The organism is Ottowia sp. (genome assembly GCF_047601385.1).
In the GTDB taxonomy this organism is placed as follows: domain Bacteria; phylum Pseudomonadota; class Gammaproteobacteria; order Burkholderiales; family Burkholderiaceae_C; genus Ottowia.
Genome location: NZ_JASGJP010000001.1, coordinates 1,980,001 through 1,994,179 on the forward strand (window position 1 = coordinate 1,980,001; position 14,179 = coordinate 1,994,179).

Below are 14,179 nucleotides of genomic sequence, written 5' to 3' on the forward strand. Positions count from 1 at the left end.
GCACGAACACCGTCTCATGAGCACCCCGATCAATCCCCGCAGCTACGACCCCACGCCCGCCCGCCGCGTCGCCTTTCTCGGCCTCGGCGTGATGGGCTACCCCATGGCCGGCCACCTGGCGCTGGCCGGCCACGAGGTCACCGTCTACAACCGCAGCGCTAGCAAATCAGAAGCATTCACCGCACAGCTGGCGGGCGCTGGCAAGGTAAAACGCACCGAAACCCCGGCGCTGGCGGCGGCCGGCGCCGACATCGTGTTCTGCTGCGTCGGCAACGACGACGACCTGCGCTCGGTGGTGCTGGGGAAGCACGGCGCCTTCGCCGGCATGCGGCCCGGCGCGGTGTTCGTGGACCACACCACCGCCTCGGCCAACGTGGCGCGCGAGCTGGATTCGGCGGCGCGCGCGCTGGGCCTGCACTTCATCGACGCGCCCGTCTCCGGCGGCCAGGCCGGCGCGCAGAACGGCCAGCTGACGGTGATGTGCGGCGGCGAGCCGGCGGTGTTCGAGCAGGTGCGGCCGGTGGTGATGGCCTTCGCGCGCGCTGTCACGCTGCTGGGCCCGAGCGGCGCCGGGCAGCTGACCAAGATGGTCAACCAGATCTGCATCGCCGGGCTGGTGCAGGGCCTGTCGGAAGCCATCGCCTTCGGCCAGCGCGCCGGGCTGGACATGGCGCAGGTGCTGGAGGTCATCGGCAAGGGCGCGGCGCAGAGCTGGCAGATGGACAACCGCGGCAAGACCATGGTCGAAGGCAGGTTCGACTTCGGCTTCGCCGTCGACTGGATGCGCAAGGACCTGGGCCTGGTGCTCGACGAGGCCCAGCGCAACGGCGCCCTGCTGCCCGTCACCGCCCTGGTGGACCAGTTCTACGCCGACGTGCAGCGCCACGGCGGCCACCGCTGGGACACCTCCAGCCTGATCACGAGACTGAAGTAGCGTCGCAAACCGCGTTCTGCGCCGCCGGCCCTCATGCGTTGCCGGGGAGCGAGAGAAAGGCTTCTATCCGCGCGCTGGCACCTATCGCCGGCAGCGCGCACAACCTCCACGATTCGGATGGCCGCGGAGCAGGCCATGCCAGCGCACCCGGGAAAGGGGTGGCGCGCAACAGCGCGCAGCGCGTGGAGCCTGGGGGTGAGCCTACTTCACCGGCGGGAGCGTCTGAACCTGTAGGGGTTGCGCCGGCTGCACGATGGTCGGCTGCGTCACCGGGTGGGTGACCACGCCGTCGCCCACGGCCGCGCCGCCGGCGGCGCTGGTGGCCGGGGCCACCGCGGCCGAGCCCGGGGTAACGGCGTCCACGCTGGACACCGGGGCCGGGGCGGCGCTGGTGCCGGTCGGGTCGCTCGGGTGCAGCGCCGCCTGCTCGCTGATGAAGTCGACCACCCGCACCACGCGCTGCACGCCGCCGGTGGTGCGCGCCACCTCGGTGGCCAGCTCGGTCTCGCGCTTCGTCAGGCGGCCCATCAGGTAGACCGTGCCGCGCTCGGTCACCACCTTGATGCTGTTGCCGGGCACGCCGTTGGCGTTGAGCAGGTTGGTCTTGACCTTGCTGGTGAGCAGGGTGTCGTTGGCACGCTGGCCGAAGGTGGAGTCGGGCATCACGGCCAGCTCGTTGACCACGCCCATCACCTCGGGCACGCTGGCCGCCGCCGCCTGCGCGCGCTGGCGGTCCTCGGCCGTGGGCACCTCGCCGGTGAGCAGCACCTTGCGGTAGAAGCTGACGACGGACACGTTGCCGCGCCGGCCGAGCGCGTCCGACACGCGCGAGGCGGCGCGCAGCTCGATGGTCTGGTCGTCCAGCTGCGTCTGCGGGCTGCGCCGGTCGGTGGCCACGATGCCGCCGACGGCGGCGGCGCCGCCGACCACGGCCGCCGCGCAGCCGGCCAGGAGGGTGCCGGCAACGGCCAGCGCGGCGCCCAGGGCGGCCAGACGGTGGTGTTTCTTGTTCATGCGGAACTCTCTTCTTCGCCAAGCAATTGTTGATCGAGGCAGTCGCACAGGCAGTGCAGCACCAGCTGGTGCGCCTCGTGGATGCGGGACGTGCGCTCGTGCGGCACGCACACGTGGACGTCGGTTTCGCGCAGCAGGCGTCCCAGCTCGCCGCCGCCGCGGCCGGTGAGCGCGATCACGCTCATCTCGCGCTCGTGCGCGGCCTGCGCGGCGCGCACCAGGTTCACGGCATTGCCGTTGGACGAGAGGATCAGCAGCGCGTCGCCGCTGCTGCCGAGCGCGCGCACCTGGGCCGCGAAGGCGTCGGCCCACTCGCCCCGGCGGGCCACGGCGGTCAGGGTGGCGGCGTCGGTGCCCAGCGCCAGCGCGGGCAGCTCGGGGCGCGGGCGCTCCACCCCGCCGATCATCAGCGCCGCCAGGTACTGCGCCAGCGCGCCGGAGGCGCCGTTGCCGCAGGCCAGCACCTTGCCACCGCCGGTGACACAGGCCAGCAGCGCCTGCGCGGCCTCGGCCGCGGGCCGGGCCAGGCTCTGCGCCCACTGGTATTTCAGGTCGGCGCTGTCGATGAACTGCTGTTGAATGCGTTGCTCGAACATCGGCGCCGATCATAACCGGGCATGCGCCCTCGCGGTGCAAATTTAGGAGCACGGTTGCCAATTGATGCAGGCTCAGCCGGCATCGGCATCGAAGGCGCCGCGCAGCCACTCTATGCGGTCGCCGTCGATGGCCACCACGTCGAAGCGGCAGGGCGGCGGGCTGCGGTGGCGCAGCAGGTAGTGGCGCGCCGCCAGCACGATGCGGCGCTGCTTGGCGGCGCCCACGCTGGCCGCGGCGCCGCCGCGCGAGGCGTCGGCGCGGGCGCGCACCTCGGCGAACACCAGGGTGCCGTCGGGCTCGCGCAGGATGAGGTCGATCTCGCCGCCGCCGCGCCCCGGCGTCCGATAATTGCGCTCGACGAGCCGCAGCCCCTGCGCCAGCAAATGGGCCAGCGCGGCGTCCTCGGCGGCGTTGCCGCGCACGCGCGTGGTGGCGCTGCCGGGCCAGGAAAATCTCAGCGCGGCCATGCGTGGCGGCGGCTCCATAAAGGCATCTGCATGTCGGTCGCGTCGCCCATCGGCAAACCCTCGTTCGATCCGGCCCTGCAGGCGGCGCGGCAGGCCGCCGGGCCGCAGCATTATCCGGCCGGGGCGCTGTACGTCGTCGCCACGCCGATCGGCAACCTGGCCGACATCACGCTGCGCGCGCTGCACGTGCTGGCGCTTGCCGACGCCATCGCCTGCGAGGACACGCGCCACACCCAGCCGCTGCTGCGCGCCTACGGCATCGACGGCAAACCGCTGCTGGCGCTGCACGAGCACAACGAGGCCGAGGCGGCGCAGGCCGTGATCGAGCGCCTGCGGCGCGGCGAGCGCGTGGCGTGCGTCAGCGACGCCGGCACGCCCGCCGTCAGCGACCCTGGCGCGCGGCTGGTGGCCGCCTGCGCGGCGGCCGGCCTGCGCGTGGTGCCGCTGCCGGGCGCCAGCAGCGTGACGGCGGCCATCAGCGCGGCGGGGCTGGCGGAAGGCAGCTTCGTGTTCGCCGGCTTCCTGCCCGCCAAGGCGGGCGAGCGGCAGGCGGCCGTGGCGGTGCTGGCGCGCGAGCCGCGCGCCGTGGTGCTGCTGGAGGCGCCGCACCGCATCGCCGCCCTGGCCGAGGCGCTGGCGGCGCTGGGCGAGCGCCGCGTCACCGTGGCGCGCGAGCTGACCAAGCAGTTCGAGCAGATCGCCACCCTGCCCTGCGCCGGGCTGCCGGCCTGGCTGGCGGCCGATGCGCAGCGCCAGCGCGGCGAGTTCGCGCTGGTGCTGCACACGGGCAGCGCCGCGCCGCCCGAGGACGAGAGCGACCGCGTGCTGAAGCTGCTGCTGGCCGAGCTGCCGCTGAAAACCGCCGTGCGCCTGGCCGCCGAGCTGACCGGCGCGCCGCGCAACGGCCTGTACGAGCGGGCGCTGGCGCTGAAGGCGGCCGGCAGGCCGCCATGAATCAAATCGGCCTCCAGCGCTTACTGGGCAAGCGCCAGCAGCTATCAATAACATAGCTTCTACCTAGATGCCGCCCCCGCCCGCCATGACTTTCGTCACTTCTCCCGGCGCGGCCTGGCCCCTACCATGCGCCCATGATCCCGCCCGTGCGCCCCGCTGCCGCCAGCCCGCCCCGGCTGCTGGTGGTGGACGACCACGAGCTGGTGCGCCTGGGCCTGGTCACCCTGATCGCCGCCGAGGCCGCCGGCGGCCCGGCGCCCGAGGTGCTGGAAGCCTGCTCGCTGGCGCAGGCCCTGCATCTCTACAGCGTGCATGGCGAGGGCATCGCCCTGGTGCTGCTGGACCTGCACCTGCCGGACGCGCACGGCCTGTCCGGCCTGCGGACTTTCCTGGCCCGGTTTCCGCGCGCGCCCGTGGTGGTGCTGTCGGGCAGCAGCGACCCGGCGCTGATGCGCGAGGCCGTCGCCGCCGGCGCGCGGGACTTCCTCAGCAAATCGAGCCAGCTGGACGAGGTGCTGGCCTACGTGCAGGGGCTGGGCCACTGCGGCGCGGCGCGGCCGGCGCCGGCCGACGGCCGGCTGGTGCAGACGCTGGACGGCGAGCGCCTGCGGCTGACGCAGCGCCAGGCCGAGCTGCTGGACTGCCTGCTCACCGGCCAGTCCAACCGCGAGATCGCCGAGCGCGTGCACCTGGCCGAGGGCACGGTGAAGAACCACGTCTCCGCGCTGCTGCTGCTGTTCGGCGTGCGCTCGCGCGCCCAGCTCATCAGCCGGCTGCGGTGACCAGGGCAGCCCCGCTTGCCTGCGCGTGACGCCCCTGCCCAGGCGCCCGCGCCGTTGGCCGACCGGGTGCTGCAGGCCCAGGTGGCCGCGCTGCTCGGCGGCTACCGCAGCGCCTTCGTGGTCAGCCTGGTGGTGTCCTTCAGCTACGCCGCCGTCTACGGCTGGCTGGCGCGCGATCCGTTGATCTGGGGCTGGCTGGCGCTGCGCCTGGGCTCGATGGCGTTCTACCGCGCGCTGACCGCCGCGGCGACCGCCACGCCCGAGGCCAGCCGCCGCTGGCTGCGCCTGTACCTGTGGGCCTTCCTCTACCACGGCGCGGTGTGGGGCCTGGTGCCGTGGCTGTTCATGCCGGCCGGCGACTTCGTCGCCAGCCTGCTGACCACGCTGCTGCTGACCATGCTGTGTGCCGGCGGCCTGCCCAGCGTGGCGCCGAGCTGGCCGGCGGTGCTGGCCTTCGTGCTGCCGATCATGCTGAGCCTGATCGCCGCGCTGCTGTGGCGCGCCGGCGACCCGCGCGAAGACTTCCTCGCCCTGTGCGCCGTGCTGTACCTGCTGATGGCGCTGCGCACCGGGCGCCAGCACCACCGCCTGCTGACCGAGTCGCTGACCGTGCGCTTCGAGAAGGAAGACCTGGCCGACGAGCTGGCGCGGCAGGCGGCCATCGCCGAGCGCGCCAGCGCCGAGAAGACGCGCTTCTTCGCCGCCGCCAGCCACGACCTGCGCCAGCCGCTGCACGCCATCGGCCTGTTCGGCGCGGTGATCGAGCGCGAGCTGCACGGCCACCCGCAGCACGCCAACACCCAGCGCCTGATGCGCGCCGTGGACGCGCTGGGCAGCTCGCTCGACACCATGCTCGACGTCTCGCGGCTGGACGCCGGCGTGATCGCGCCGGACCTGGTCGACCAGCCGCTCAACCCCGTCTTGCAGGCGCTGGGCGCCATCTTCATGAGCCGCGCCGACGAGCGCGGCCTGCAACTGCGCCTGCGCGCCACGCCGCTGTGGGTGCGCACCGACGGCGAGCTGTTGCAGCGCCTGCTGGCCAACCTGATCGAGAACGCCCTGAAGTACACCCCGCGGGGCGGCGTGCTGGTGCTGGCGCGGGCGCGCGGCGCGCAGGTCTGGATCGACGTGGTGGACACCGGCATCGGCATCGCGCCCGAGCACCAGGAGCCCGTGTTCGCCGAGTTCTACCAGGTCGGCAACCCGGGGCGCGACCGCTCGCGCGGGCTGGGCATGGGCCTGTCCATCGTGCGGCGCCTCTCGCTGCTGCTGGGCCACCCGGTGCAACTGCATTCGCGGCCGGGGCGCGGCAGCCGCTTTCGCGTCGTGCTGCCGGCCGCGCCGGCCGCCCCCGCGCCGGGCCCGGGCCTCGGCACCGCCGCCACGCCCGCGGCGGCGCCCAGCGGCGCGCGCGTGCTGCTGGTGGAGGACGAGGACGACATCGCCCACGCCATGCAGGCGCTGCTGCACGCGCACGGCATGCATCTGGCGCATGCCGCCACGCCCGCGCAGGCGCGGCAGTTGCTCAACCAGGCGCAGGCGGCCGGCCGCCCTTTCGACGCGCTGATCTGCGACCTGCGCCTGGCCGACGGCGCCGACGGCCTGGCGCTCGCGCTGTCGCTGCGCGGCGGCCCCGGCCAGGCGGCGCTGCCCGCGCTGCTCGTCACCGGCGAGACCGCGCCCGGCCCCTTGCAGCGCGTGCGCGAGGCCGGGCTGCCGGTGCTGTTCAAGCCGGTGGCGGCGCCGGCGCTGCTCGGCGCGCTGGCGCAGGCGCTGGACCAGCGCCCGAAACCATGAGACCTTCGGCACTGGCGCGGCCCGCCTTCGGGCACACACACGCTGACCAGCCCGGCCGGGGCCGCGCAGCCCGCCATGCCGACGATGAATGGTGTGCGCGCCCCGCGCGATGCGGCCCAGGCCCAGGCCCATGCCGAACGCACGCTGCCGAAGGGCAGCGGCGGCCGGCACCAAAGCCTGGACGAGTTGTCCGACTTGTCGGAAGCCGAGCTGGAAGCCCTGGTGCGCCGGGCAGGCGCGCGAGGCGCGGGGCGCCGAGAATACAAGACAAATCGACCTCAAACGCTTACCCAGCAAGCGCAAGCAGCTATCTTTAGAATAGCATTCAGTGCGCCGCCAGCACCTCGGGCGGCACCACCGCTCCGCGCAGTTGCAGCAGCACGCTCCAGGGCCTGCGGTTGAGGTGCGTGTCGGGCAGCAGGGCCTCGGCCTCGCCTTCGGGCGGCGGCGCCTGCCCGGCGGCGCGGCGGGCATGCTCGGATTCCAGGTAGGCGGCCCACAGCCGGCCGGAGCCGTCGCCCTCCAGCCCCAGGCGCCGCAGCGTGACCGACTGCACCACGTTGCCGCCCACGGCCTCGATGCCGGCCGAGTCGCGCCGCACCACCAGGTCGCAGTGCATGCTGACGGCGCGCGCGGCCAGCGCCTGCCGCAGCCGGCCGAAGGTGTCGAGCGCGCGGTCGCGGTCGCGCGCGAAGCACAGCAGGTCGCCCACGCGCGGGGCGGTGGCGCCCAGGTCGCAGGCGCGGTAGGCGTAGGCGGTGGCGCCGCCGCGCGCCTCGGCCTCGGTGCTGGCGAAGGCGGCACGCACGTAGTCCTGGTGGCTGGCGGAATAGCGGAACTGCCGCTCGCTCAAGGCCGCCTGGCGCATGACGTGGCCGATGAACACCGCCGACCAGGGCTGGTCCACCAGCGTCGCGCGCAACTGGGCCGGCGACGGGCGGGCGCCCAGCGCCGCCGGCAGGCCCGCCGAGGCGGAGCGCCAGTAGCCCCAGACCCGCTGCCAGGTGGGGCGGTCGGAGTCGGGGGCGCGGTCCTGCTCGGCCTCGGCGAAGCCCTGGCGGATGAGGCCGCCGCCGGCATCGATCACCGCGCCGCCCATCAGCGCGTGCTCGCGCAGCGCGGCGGCGGCCAGCATGTGCGCCAGCGGCGGGCTGGGCTGGCGCATGGTGTCCTGGCAGGCGTCACCCGCCTGCGCCCAGGCGGGGCCGGCCGCGAAGGCGGCGCACAGCCAGGCGGCACGGCGGCGGGAAACGGCACGGGAGCACATGGCCGCACGGTAGGCACCGCCGGCCCGGCGGGCCAGTGCCGAAGGTCATGGCCATCCACCTCAACCCGGCATGCACGCGCCCGGCAGATGCATGGCCATGACTTTAAGCACTGCTGCCCCAAGCGATGCCCGCCTAGAGTGGGGCGCGCGCCAGCGCATGACCTTCATCGAGAGCAAACAGCCATGAAATACCCCGCCACCACCTTCGCGCTGACCCTGCTGCTGTGCGCCGCCCCGGCCGCACGCGCGGCCGCACCGGCCAGCGTGATCATCACCGGCCACGATCCGCTGAGCAGCACGTGTTCGGGCGGCATGGTCGCCGTGGTGCAATTGCAAGCTACCAGCGTCGGCGTGCCGGACGCGCACGTCAACTTCGCCATCACCGCGCCCGGATTCGCCGGCTATACGTGGACGGGCAGTGCCGCGCCGTCACCGGGCGCGCCGGTGGGTTGGGGTCTGAGCTACCCCTCCGTCTGGGGCCTGAACGTTGCGGCGAACACGCCCATCACGGCGACCCTGTACACCTACGCCAGCGCCACGCTGAGCAACCCGATCTACAGCTCGTCCATCACTTGGGATTGCACCACGGGCGTGGCGCAGCCGGTGGTCAATACCGACCTGACGCCCAGCGACGGCGTGTGCGGCGCCGCCGCCGGCGTGGCGGCCGGCAGCGCGCCGGCCGCCGGCCTGTGCAGCGCCGGCAGCCCGTCCGCGGTCACCGGCGGCGGGCCCTGGAGCTGGAGTTGCAGCGGCGGCAACGGCGGCGGCGCCGCCGCATGCACGGCGCCCGCGATGGGCGTCAAGACCTACAGCGCCCCGTCCCCCACCGGCACCGGCACCATCACCGCCCAGCTCTCCGGCGGCGGCGACGCCTGCGGCTTCGCGCCAGGCACGCGCTACGTCGCGTCGGAGCCGGCGGCCACGCCCGCCACGCCGCCCGGCGTGGCGTTCCCGCACGGCCTGTTCGACTTCAGCGCCACCCAGTGCGGCAGCGGCGAGGGAACGAGCAGCATCACCCTGGACGTCACCTACCCCGAGGCCCTGCCCGCCGGCACCCGCTACTACAAATGGGGCCCCACGCCCGGCAACGCCACGCCGCATTGGTACGAGATGCCGGCCACCATCTCCGGCCGCACGGCGAGCTTCACCATCACCGACGGCGGCCTGGGCGACGACGACCTGCAAGCCAACGGCACCATCGTCGATCAGGGCGGGGCGGGCGTCGGCGGCGCTGGCACGGGTGCCGGCGTGACCGGCATACCCGCCCTGAGCGAATGGGCGCTGGTGCTGATGGCCTCGCTGCTGGCGCTCGCCGGCATCCAGCGCGGCAAGCGGCGCCGCTGAATCTAGCGGAAGAACGCGTAGGCCACGCCGATCGCCACCACCAGCCCCACCGCGTCGGCCAGCAGCGCGCAGGGCAGCGCGTGGCGCGTGTGCTTGACGCCGACGCTGCCGAAATAGACCGCCAGCACGTAGAAGGTGGTCTCGGTCGAGCCCTGCACGATGGCGGCCAGCTTGCCGGCGAAGGAATCGACGCCGTAGGTCTGCATCACGTCCACCATCAGCCCGCGCGCGCCGGCGCCGGACAGGATCTTCATCAGCCCCACCGGCACGGCCGGCAGAAAATCGGTCGGCAAACCGAGCGCGGCCACGGCCCAGGCGATGCCGCCCATCAGCAGGTCCATCAGCCCGGCGGCGCGGAACACGGCGATGGCCGCCAGCATCGCCACCAGGTAGGGGACGATGCCGACGGCGACGCCGAAGCCCTCCTTGGCGCCATCGACGAAGGCGTCGTACACGTTCACGCGGCGCAGCGCGCCAGCCACCAGGAACAGCAGCACCACCGACAGGATGGCGCCGCTGCCGATCAGCCCCATCCAGCGAGTTGCCGCGTCGGCGGGCAGGCCGGCCAGCCACCAGCTCAAGGCGCCCGCGCCGGCCGCCAGCCCGCCCAGCGGCGCCAGCAGCCCGGCGCGCAGCAGCGGAATGCGCTGCGCCAGCGCCACCGCCACCAGCGCGCACACCAGCGTGATGCCGGTGACGATGAGCGTGGGCAGGAAGATGTCCGCCGCGTTGAAGCCCGCCAGCCCCTCCTTCACGGCCATGGTCTGGCGGATGGCGATGACGGAGGTGGGGATCAGCGTCAGCCCGGCGGTGTTGAGCACCAGGAACATGATCTGCGCGTCGGTCGCCGTGTCGGGCCGCGGGTTGAGCGACTGCAACTCCTGCATGGCCTTCAGGCCCAGCGGCGTGGCGGCGTTGTCCAGGCCGAGCAGGTTGGCGCTGATGTTCATGGTCATCGCGCCCTGCGCCGGGTGGCCGGCGGGCACGCCGGGGAACAGGTGGCGCAGGGCCGGGTTCACGGCGCGGGCGAAGGCGGCGATCATGCCGGCGCGCTCGCCGATCTTCATGAAGCCGAGCCACAGCGCCATCACGCCCGTCAGGCCCAGGGCGATCTCGAAGCCGGTCTTGGCGGCGTCGAACAGCGCCGTCATCAGGCGCGGGAACACGCCGAAGTCGCCCAGCAGCGTCTGCGCCAGCGCCGCCGCGAAGGCGCTGACGAAGAAGCCCAGCCAGACGTAATTCAGAACCAAATCGGCCTCCAGCGCTTGACTGGCAAGCGCCAGCAGCTATGAACTATATAGCGAAAACTTGCTTGACGGGCCGTGATGTTGATCCACCGCCCAAGGCCAGGCTACCCAAAGAGCCTGACGGCCGCAGAGCAGGCCATGCCAGTGCACCCCTGGCCGGGGTCTCCCCGGCCAGGGGGTGCGCCCCCGGAGAGGGGGGGTGGCGAAACATCGCGCAGCGAGTGGAGCCTGGGGGTGAGCGTCATTCACCATGGCATTTCTTGTATTTTTTTCCGCTGCCGCAGGGGCACGGGTCGTTGCGGCCGACCTTCGCCTCGTTGCGCACCGGCGCCGTGCGCGGGCCCAGGCTGCGGGCGATGTCGAACAGGTCGTACACCGCCCACAGCGCCTCGCCGAAGGCCTCGAAGCGCGCCTCGCTGACGCTGGGCGGGCCGTCGGGCTCGTGCAGGTTCATCGCCGGCGCGGCGCTGTCGTCGTCCGTCAGGGCGGCGATGCAGTCCAGCGCGTCGGCCATGGCGGCGGCGATCTCCTTGTCGCGCGGCGGCGCCCAGTCGTCGGCCCAATATTCGACGGCGAACAGAAAGCCCGTGGCCCACAGTTGCGCCATCGCGGGCGGCGGGCCGTCCTGCTCGCGCAGCACCTCGGCGCGCTCGGCCTCGGGCAGGCTGGCGATCAGGCCGCGCCAGTCGATCACGGCGGGGCTCAAGGCGCGCTCGTCGTCGAGCGAATCCACCGGCGCCTGCAAGGCGGCGCGCAACTGCGATTCGCGCTCCAGCCAGCCCATCAGGAAGCGGGTGCGCTCGTTGGGGCTGGCGAACAGCTCGTCGGCGCCGCAGCGGAACAGCGCGGGCAGCCATTCGTCCTCGCCGACGTCGCGGCGGGTGCACAGCAGCGCGGTCAGCGCGCCTTCGCAGAACTCCCACTGCGGCACGAACTCGTGGCGCTCGCCCAGGTCTTCGAGCACCTCCTCCAGCGTGTCGAGCGTGGCGGCGGCAGCGTCGTCGAGGTCGTCGTCGGAGGCGGGCGGTGTGGGTTCAGCGGTCATGGCGTGGCGGGGTGTGGCAAAGGTGACGCATCGTAGCCTCAGCGCCTGCGCAGCCCGAGCCAGATCACCACGCCCACCACCAGCAGCGCCCCCAGCACCTGCACCGGCGCGATGGCCTGGCCCAGCACCGCCCAGGCCAGCACCAGGGCGAACACGGGCTCGACGTTCATGATGGCCGAGTTGCCCACCACGCCCAGGCGCGGCAGCACGGTGAACAGGATGGTGATGCCGGTGCCGTACAGCAGCGTCAGCAGCGCCAGCCCCCACCAGCCGGTGCTGCCTGCGGGCCAGGCGAAGCCGCCCGTGGCCAGCGCGCCGGCGGCCGCCAGCACGCCGACCATGCTCATGGTGCCGAAGGTGCGCACGCGCCCGTCCAGGCCGCCGGCCTCGTGCTGCGTCAGCGCCAGCGCCAGCCCGAAGGCCAGCGACGCGCCGAGCGCGAAGCCCACGCCGACGCCGATCCGCCGCCACTGCCCCGCCGCGCCCAGGCCGGAGGCGGCGCCCAGCACGTCCAGCGCCAGCACCAGGCCGAACAGGATCACGGGCATGGCCAGCAGCACGGCGCGCTCGGGCCGGTGCTGGTAGAGCACGCGCGCCCACAGCGCGGTGGTGAGCGGAAAGCTGTTGAACACCAGCAGCGCCAGCGCCACCGGCAGCCGCGCCACGGCGGAATACAGGCACAGGCTCTGCACCGCCACCAGCGCGCCGATGGCGGGCAGCGCCTTGCGCTGGCGCGCGTTCAGCGACAGCGGCACGCGCCGCGCCAGCAGCAGCGCGCCCACCACCAGCGCGGTGGACACGCTGCGCACCGTGACGGCCGTCGCCACGCTCAGGCCGTCGTTGAAGGCCAGCCGCGCCGCCACGTGGTTGGCGGCCATCAGCAGCGCGATCAGCAGCAGGGCGAAGAAGCCGAAGCCGGGAGCGCGGATGGAAAAGGTCACGGATACAGGTGCCTGACGCGCGCATGCAGCCGCGACAGGCCCAGCAGCGCGTCGGTGAAGGGCGTGGCCACGCCGGTCAACTGGCCCAGCTCGCGCACCGAGGCCACCAGCGCGTCCAGCTCCACCGCGCGGCCGGCCTGCACGTCCTGCAACATCGAGGGCGTCATCGCGCCCAGCTTGCGCGTGACGGCGTGGCGGTCTTCCGGCGTCTGGTCGATGGGCACGCCGACGCACGCGCCGATCTCGCGCGCCTCCAGCATGACGGCGCTGAGGAAGCCGCGCACCAGCTCGTCGTCCAGCACGCGGTCGGAGGTGGCGCCGGTCATGGCGCAGACGGGGTTCACCGTCATGTTGCCCCACAGCTTGAACCAGACGTCGCGCTGGATCTGCTCGGACAGCGCGGCGTCGAAGCCCGCGCCTTGCAGCAGCGCCGCCAGCGCCTGCACGCGCGCGCCGGCGCCGCCCGCCGGCTCGCCGACGATCAGGCCGCGGCCCGCGCGGTGGCGCACCACGCCCGGCGCATCCAGCGCGCAACTGGCGTGCACCACGCAGCCCACCACCTGCGCGGCCGGGATGGCCCGCGCGATGGCGCCGCCCGGGTCCACCGAGGCCAGCGTGCGCCCCGCCAGCGCGCCGCCGAAGCCGTGCAGGAACCACCAGGGCACGCCGTTCATGGCCGTCAGCACGACCGTGTTCGGGCCGATCAGCGGGCCGATGGCGCGCGCCACCTCGGCCAGGGCCGGCGCCTTGACGGCGACGACGATCAGGTCCTGCGCGCCCAGCTCGGCCGGCTGGTCGGTGGCGGTGACGGGGAAGGCGCGCTCGTCATCCCCCGCGCGCAAGCGCAGGCCGTGCGCGCGCAGCGCCGCCAGCGTGTCGCCGCGCGCCACCACGTTGACCGCGTGGCCCGCAGCGGCCAGCCCCGCGCCGATCCAGCCGCCGATGGCGCCGGCGCCGTAGATGCAGATGTTATTGAACAAATTGGCCTCCAGCGCCCGCCAGTCAAGCGCGAGCAGCTTCAGTTTTTATAGCTATCGTCGATCCGGTCGATCTGCCGCACCAGGGCGTCGAACACGTCCTGCCCGGCGCCGTGGCGCGGGTCGAATTGCAGCGAATCGCGCGTGCACTTCGCGGCGATCGCTTCGGGCACGGGCAGCGGCGCGCCCATGCTCTGCGTGGCCAGCTGGATCTCGCAGGCGCGCTGCAAGGTCCACAGCACGGCGAAGGCCTGAGGCAGCGTGCGGCCCCAGCTCAGCAGGCCGTGGTTGCGCAGAATCACCGCCTGCTTGTCGCCGATGCTGGCCAGCACGCGCGGGCCTTCCTCGGCGTGGATGGTGATGCCCTCGAAGTCGTGGGTCGCCACCATGCCGTGCAGCTGCGCGCTGTAGAAGTTGCTCTGCGACAGCCCGCTGGCCAGCGAGGCCACCGCCACGCCGGCGGTGGTGTGCGTGTGCATCACGCAGTGCGCGCCCTCGATGCCGGCGTGGAGGGTGCTGTGCAGCACGTAGCCGGCGGGGTTGATGGGGTGGCGCGCGCCGTCCAGCACGTCGCCGGCCAGGTTCACCTTGACCAGGTTGCTGGCCGTGACCTCGGTGTAGTGCAGGCCGAAGGGGTTGATGAGGAAGTGCGGAGACCCGCGGGCTCCTTCCGTCGCCGTGCCGCCTGTGGCGCTGTCGGGCACGCGCAGCGTGATGTGGTTGTAGATCATCTCCGTCCAGCCCAGCAGGGCGAAGATGCGGTAGCAGGCGGCGAGCTGCCGGCGGGCGCTCAGTTCATCGGGGTGCATGGCG

14 protein-coding genes are annotated in these 14,179 nt (G+C 73.3%); 5 read left to right on the forward strand and 9 right to left on the reverse strand.

Translation table 11 applies throughout. From position 1 onward, the window contains the following. Positions 1-16 precede the first annotated feature (16 nt). The gene (locus QM772_RS09625; protein ID WP_415135849.1) at positions 17-934 is read left to right on the forward strand and encodes an NAD(P)-dependent oxidoreductase; all 918 of its coding nucleotides are present in this window, start codon (positions 17-19) and stop codon (positions 932-934) included. Between the two features lie 201 nt (positions 935-1,135). On the opposite strand, the gene QM772_RS09630 is transcribed toward QM772_RS09625, so the two are convergent. The 3 genes from QM772_RS09630 to QM772_RS09640 all read right to left on the reverse strand — a co-directional run bounded on the left by QM772_RS09630 (position 1,136) and on the right by QM772_RS09640 (position 3,012). After that, positions 1,136-1,948: a BON domain-containing protein gene (locus tag QM772_RS09630; RefSeq protein ID WP_415135851.1), complete on the reverse strand. Its 813-nt coding sequence runs from the start codon at positions 1,946-1,948 to the stop codon at positions 1,136-1,138. After that, positions 1,945-2,544 (reverse strand): SIS domain-containing protein, encoded by a 600-nt coding sequence (locus QM772_RS09635; RefSeq protein ID WP_415135853.1) that lies wholly within the window; start codon positions 2,542-2,544, stop codon positions 1,945-1,947. The genes QM772_RS09630 and QM772_RS09635 overlap by 4 nt, the downstream gene beginning before the upstream one ends. Before the next feature lie 72 nt (positions 2,545-2,616). Continuing rightward, entirely contained in the window at positions 2,617-3,012 is a 396-nt protein-coding gene (locus tag QM772_RS09640) for a YraN family protein (protein WP_415135855.1), read from the reverse strand. Between the two features lie 30 nt (positions 3,013-3,042). Between QM772_RS09640 and rsmI the strand changes: the two genes are divergently transcribed. From rsmI to QM772_RS09655, 3 genes are all read left to right on the forward strand, one after another. Continuing rightward, positions 3,043-3,966: a 16S rRNA (cytidine(1402)-2'-O)-methyltransferase gene (gene rsmI, locus QM772_RS09645; protein ID WP_415135857.1), complete on the forward strand. Its 924-nt coding sequence runs from the start codon at positions 3,043-3,045 to the stop codon at positions 3,964-3,966. 134 nt (positions 3,967-4,100) lie between these two features. Next, on the forward strand, positions 4,101-4,748 hold the full coding sequence (locus tag QM772_RS09650) for a response regulator (RefSeq protein ID WP_415135859.1): 648 nt from the start codon (positions 4,101-4,103) through the stop codon (positions 4,746-4,748). A 15-nt stretch (positions 4,749-4,763) separates the two neighbouring features. Next, positions 4,764-6,545: a hybrid sensor histidine kinase/response regulator gene (locus tag QM772_RS09655; protein ID WP_415135861.1), complete on the forward strand. Its 1,782-nt coding sequence runs from the start codon at positions 4,764-4,766 to the stop codon at positions 6,543-6,545. Between the two features lie 325 nt (positions 6,546-6,870). Here QM772_RS09655 and QM772_RS09660 read toward each other — a convergent pair whose 3' ends face one another. After that, a complete protein-coding gene (locus QM772_RS09660; protein ID WP_415135863.1) occupies positions 6,871-7,812 on the reverse strand; it encodes a DUF2272 domain-containing protein in 942 nt (313 codons plus the stop codon). A 183-nt stretch (positions 7,813-7,995) separates the two neighbouring features. Between QM772_RS09660 and QM772_RS09665 the strand changes: the two genes are divergently transcribed. After that, entirely contained in the window at positions 7,996-9,156 is a 1,161-nt protein-coding gene (locus tag QM772_RS09665; protein WP_415135865.1) for an IPTL-CTERM sorting domain-containing protein, read from the forward strand. A gap of 2 nt (positions 9,157-9,158) precedes the next feature. On the opposite strand, the gene QM772_RS09670 is transcribed toward QM772_RS09665, so the two are convergent. The 5 genes from QM772_RS09670 to QM772_RS09690 all read right to left on the reverse strand — a co-directional run bounded on the left by QM772_RS09670 (position 9,159) and on the right by QM772_RS09690 (position 14,175). Next, positions 9,159-10,406 (reverse strand): nucleoside recognition domain-containing protein, encoded by a 1,248-nt coding sequence (locus QM772_RS09670; protein WP_415135867.1) that lies wholly within the window; start codon positions 10,404-10,406, stop codon positions 9,159-9,161. A gap of 238 nt (positions 10,407-10,644) precedes the next feature. After that, the gene (locus QM772_RS09675) at positions 10,645-11,448 is read right to left on the reverse strand and encodes a UPF0149 family protein (RefSeq protein WP_415135869.1); all 804 of its coding nucleotides are present in this window, start codon (positions 11,446-11,448) and stop codon (positions 10,645-10,647) included. A 38-nt stretch (positions 11,449-11,486) separates the two neighbouring features. Continuing rightward, positions 11,487-12,389 (reverse strand): EamA family transporter, encoded by a 903-nt coding sequence (locus QM772_RS09680; protein ID WP_415135871.1) that lies wholly within the window; start codon positions 12,387-12,389, stop codon positions 11,487-11,489. Next, positions 12,386-13,369, reverse strand: a complete 984-nt coding sequence (locus QM772_RS09685; protein ID WP_415135873.1) for a 2-dehydropantoate 2-reductase — start codon at positions 13,367-13,369, stop codon at positions 12,386-12,388. The genes QM772_RS09680 and QM772_RS09685 overlap by 4 nt, the downstream gene beginning before the upstream one ends. Positions 13,370-13,407: 38 nt before the next feature. Then, the gene (locus QM772_RS09690; protein ID WP_415135875.1) at positions 13,408-14,175 is read right to left on the reverse strand and encodes a class II aldolase/adducin family protein; all 768 of its coding nucleotides are present in this window, start codon (positions 14,173-14,175) and stop codon (positions 13,408-13,410) included. Positions 14,176-14,179: the final 4 nt, after the last annotated feature.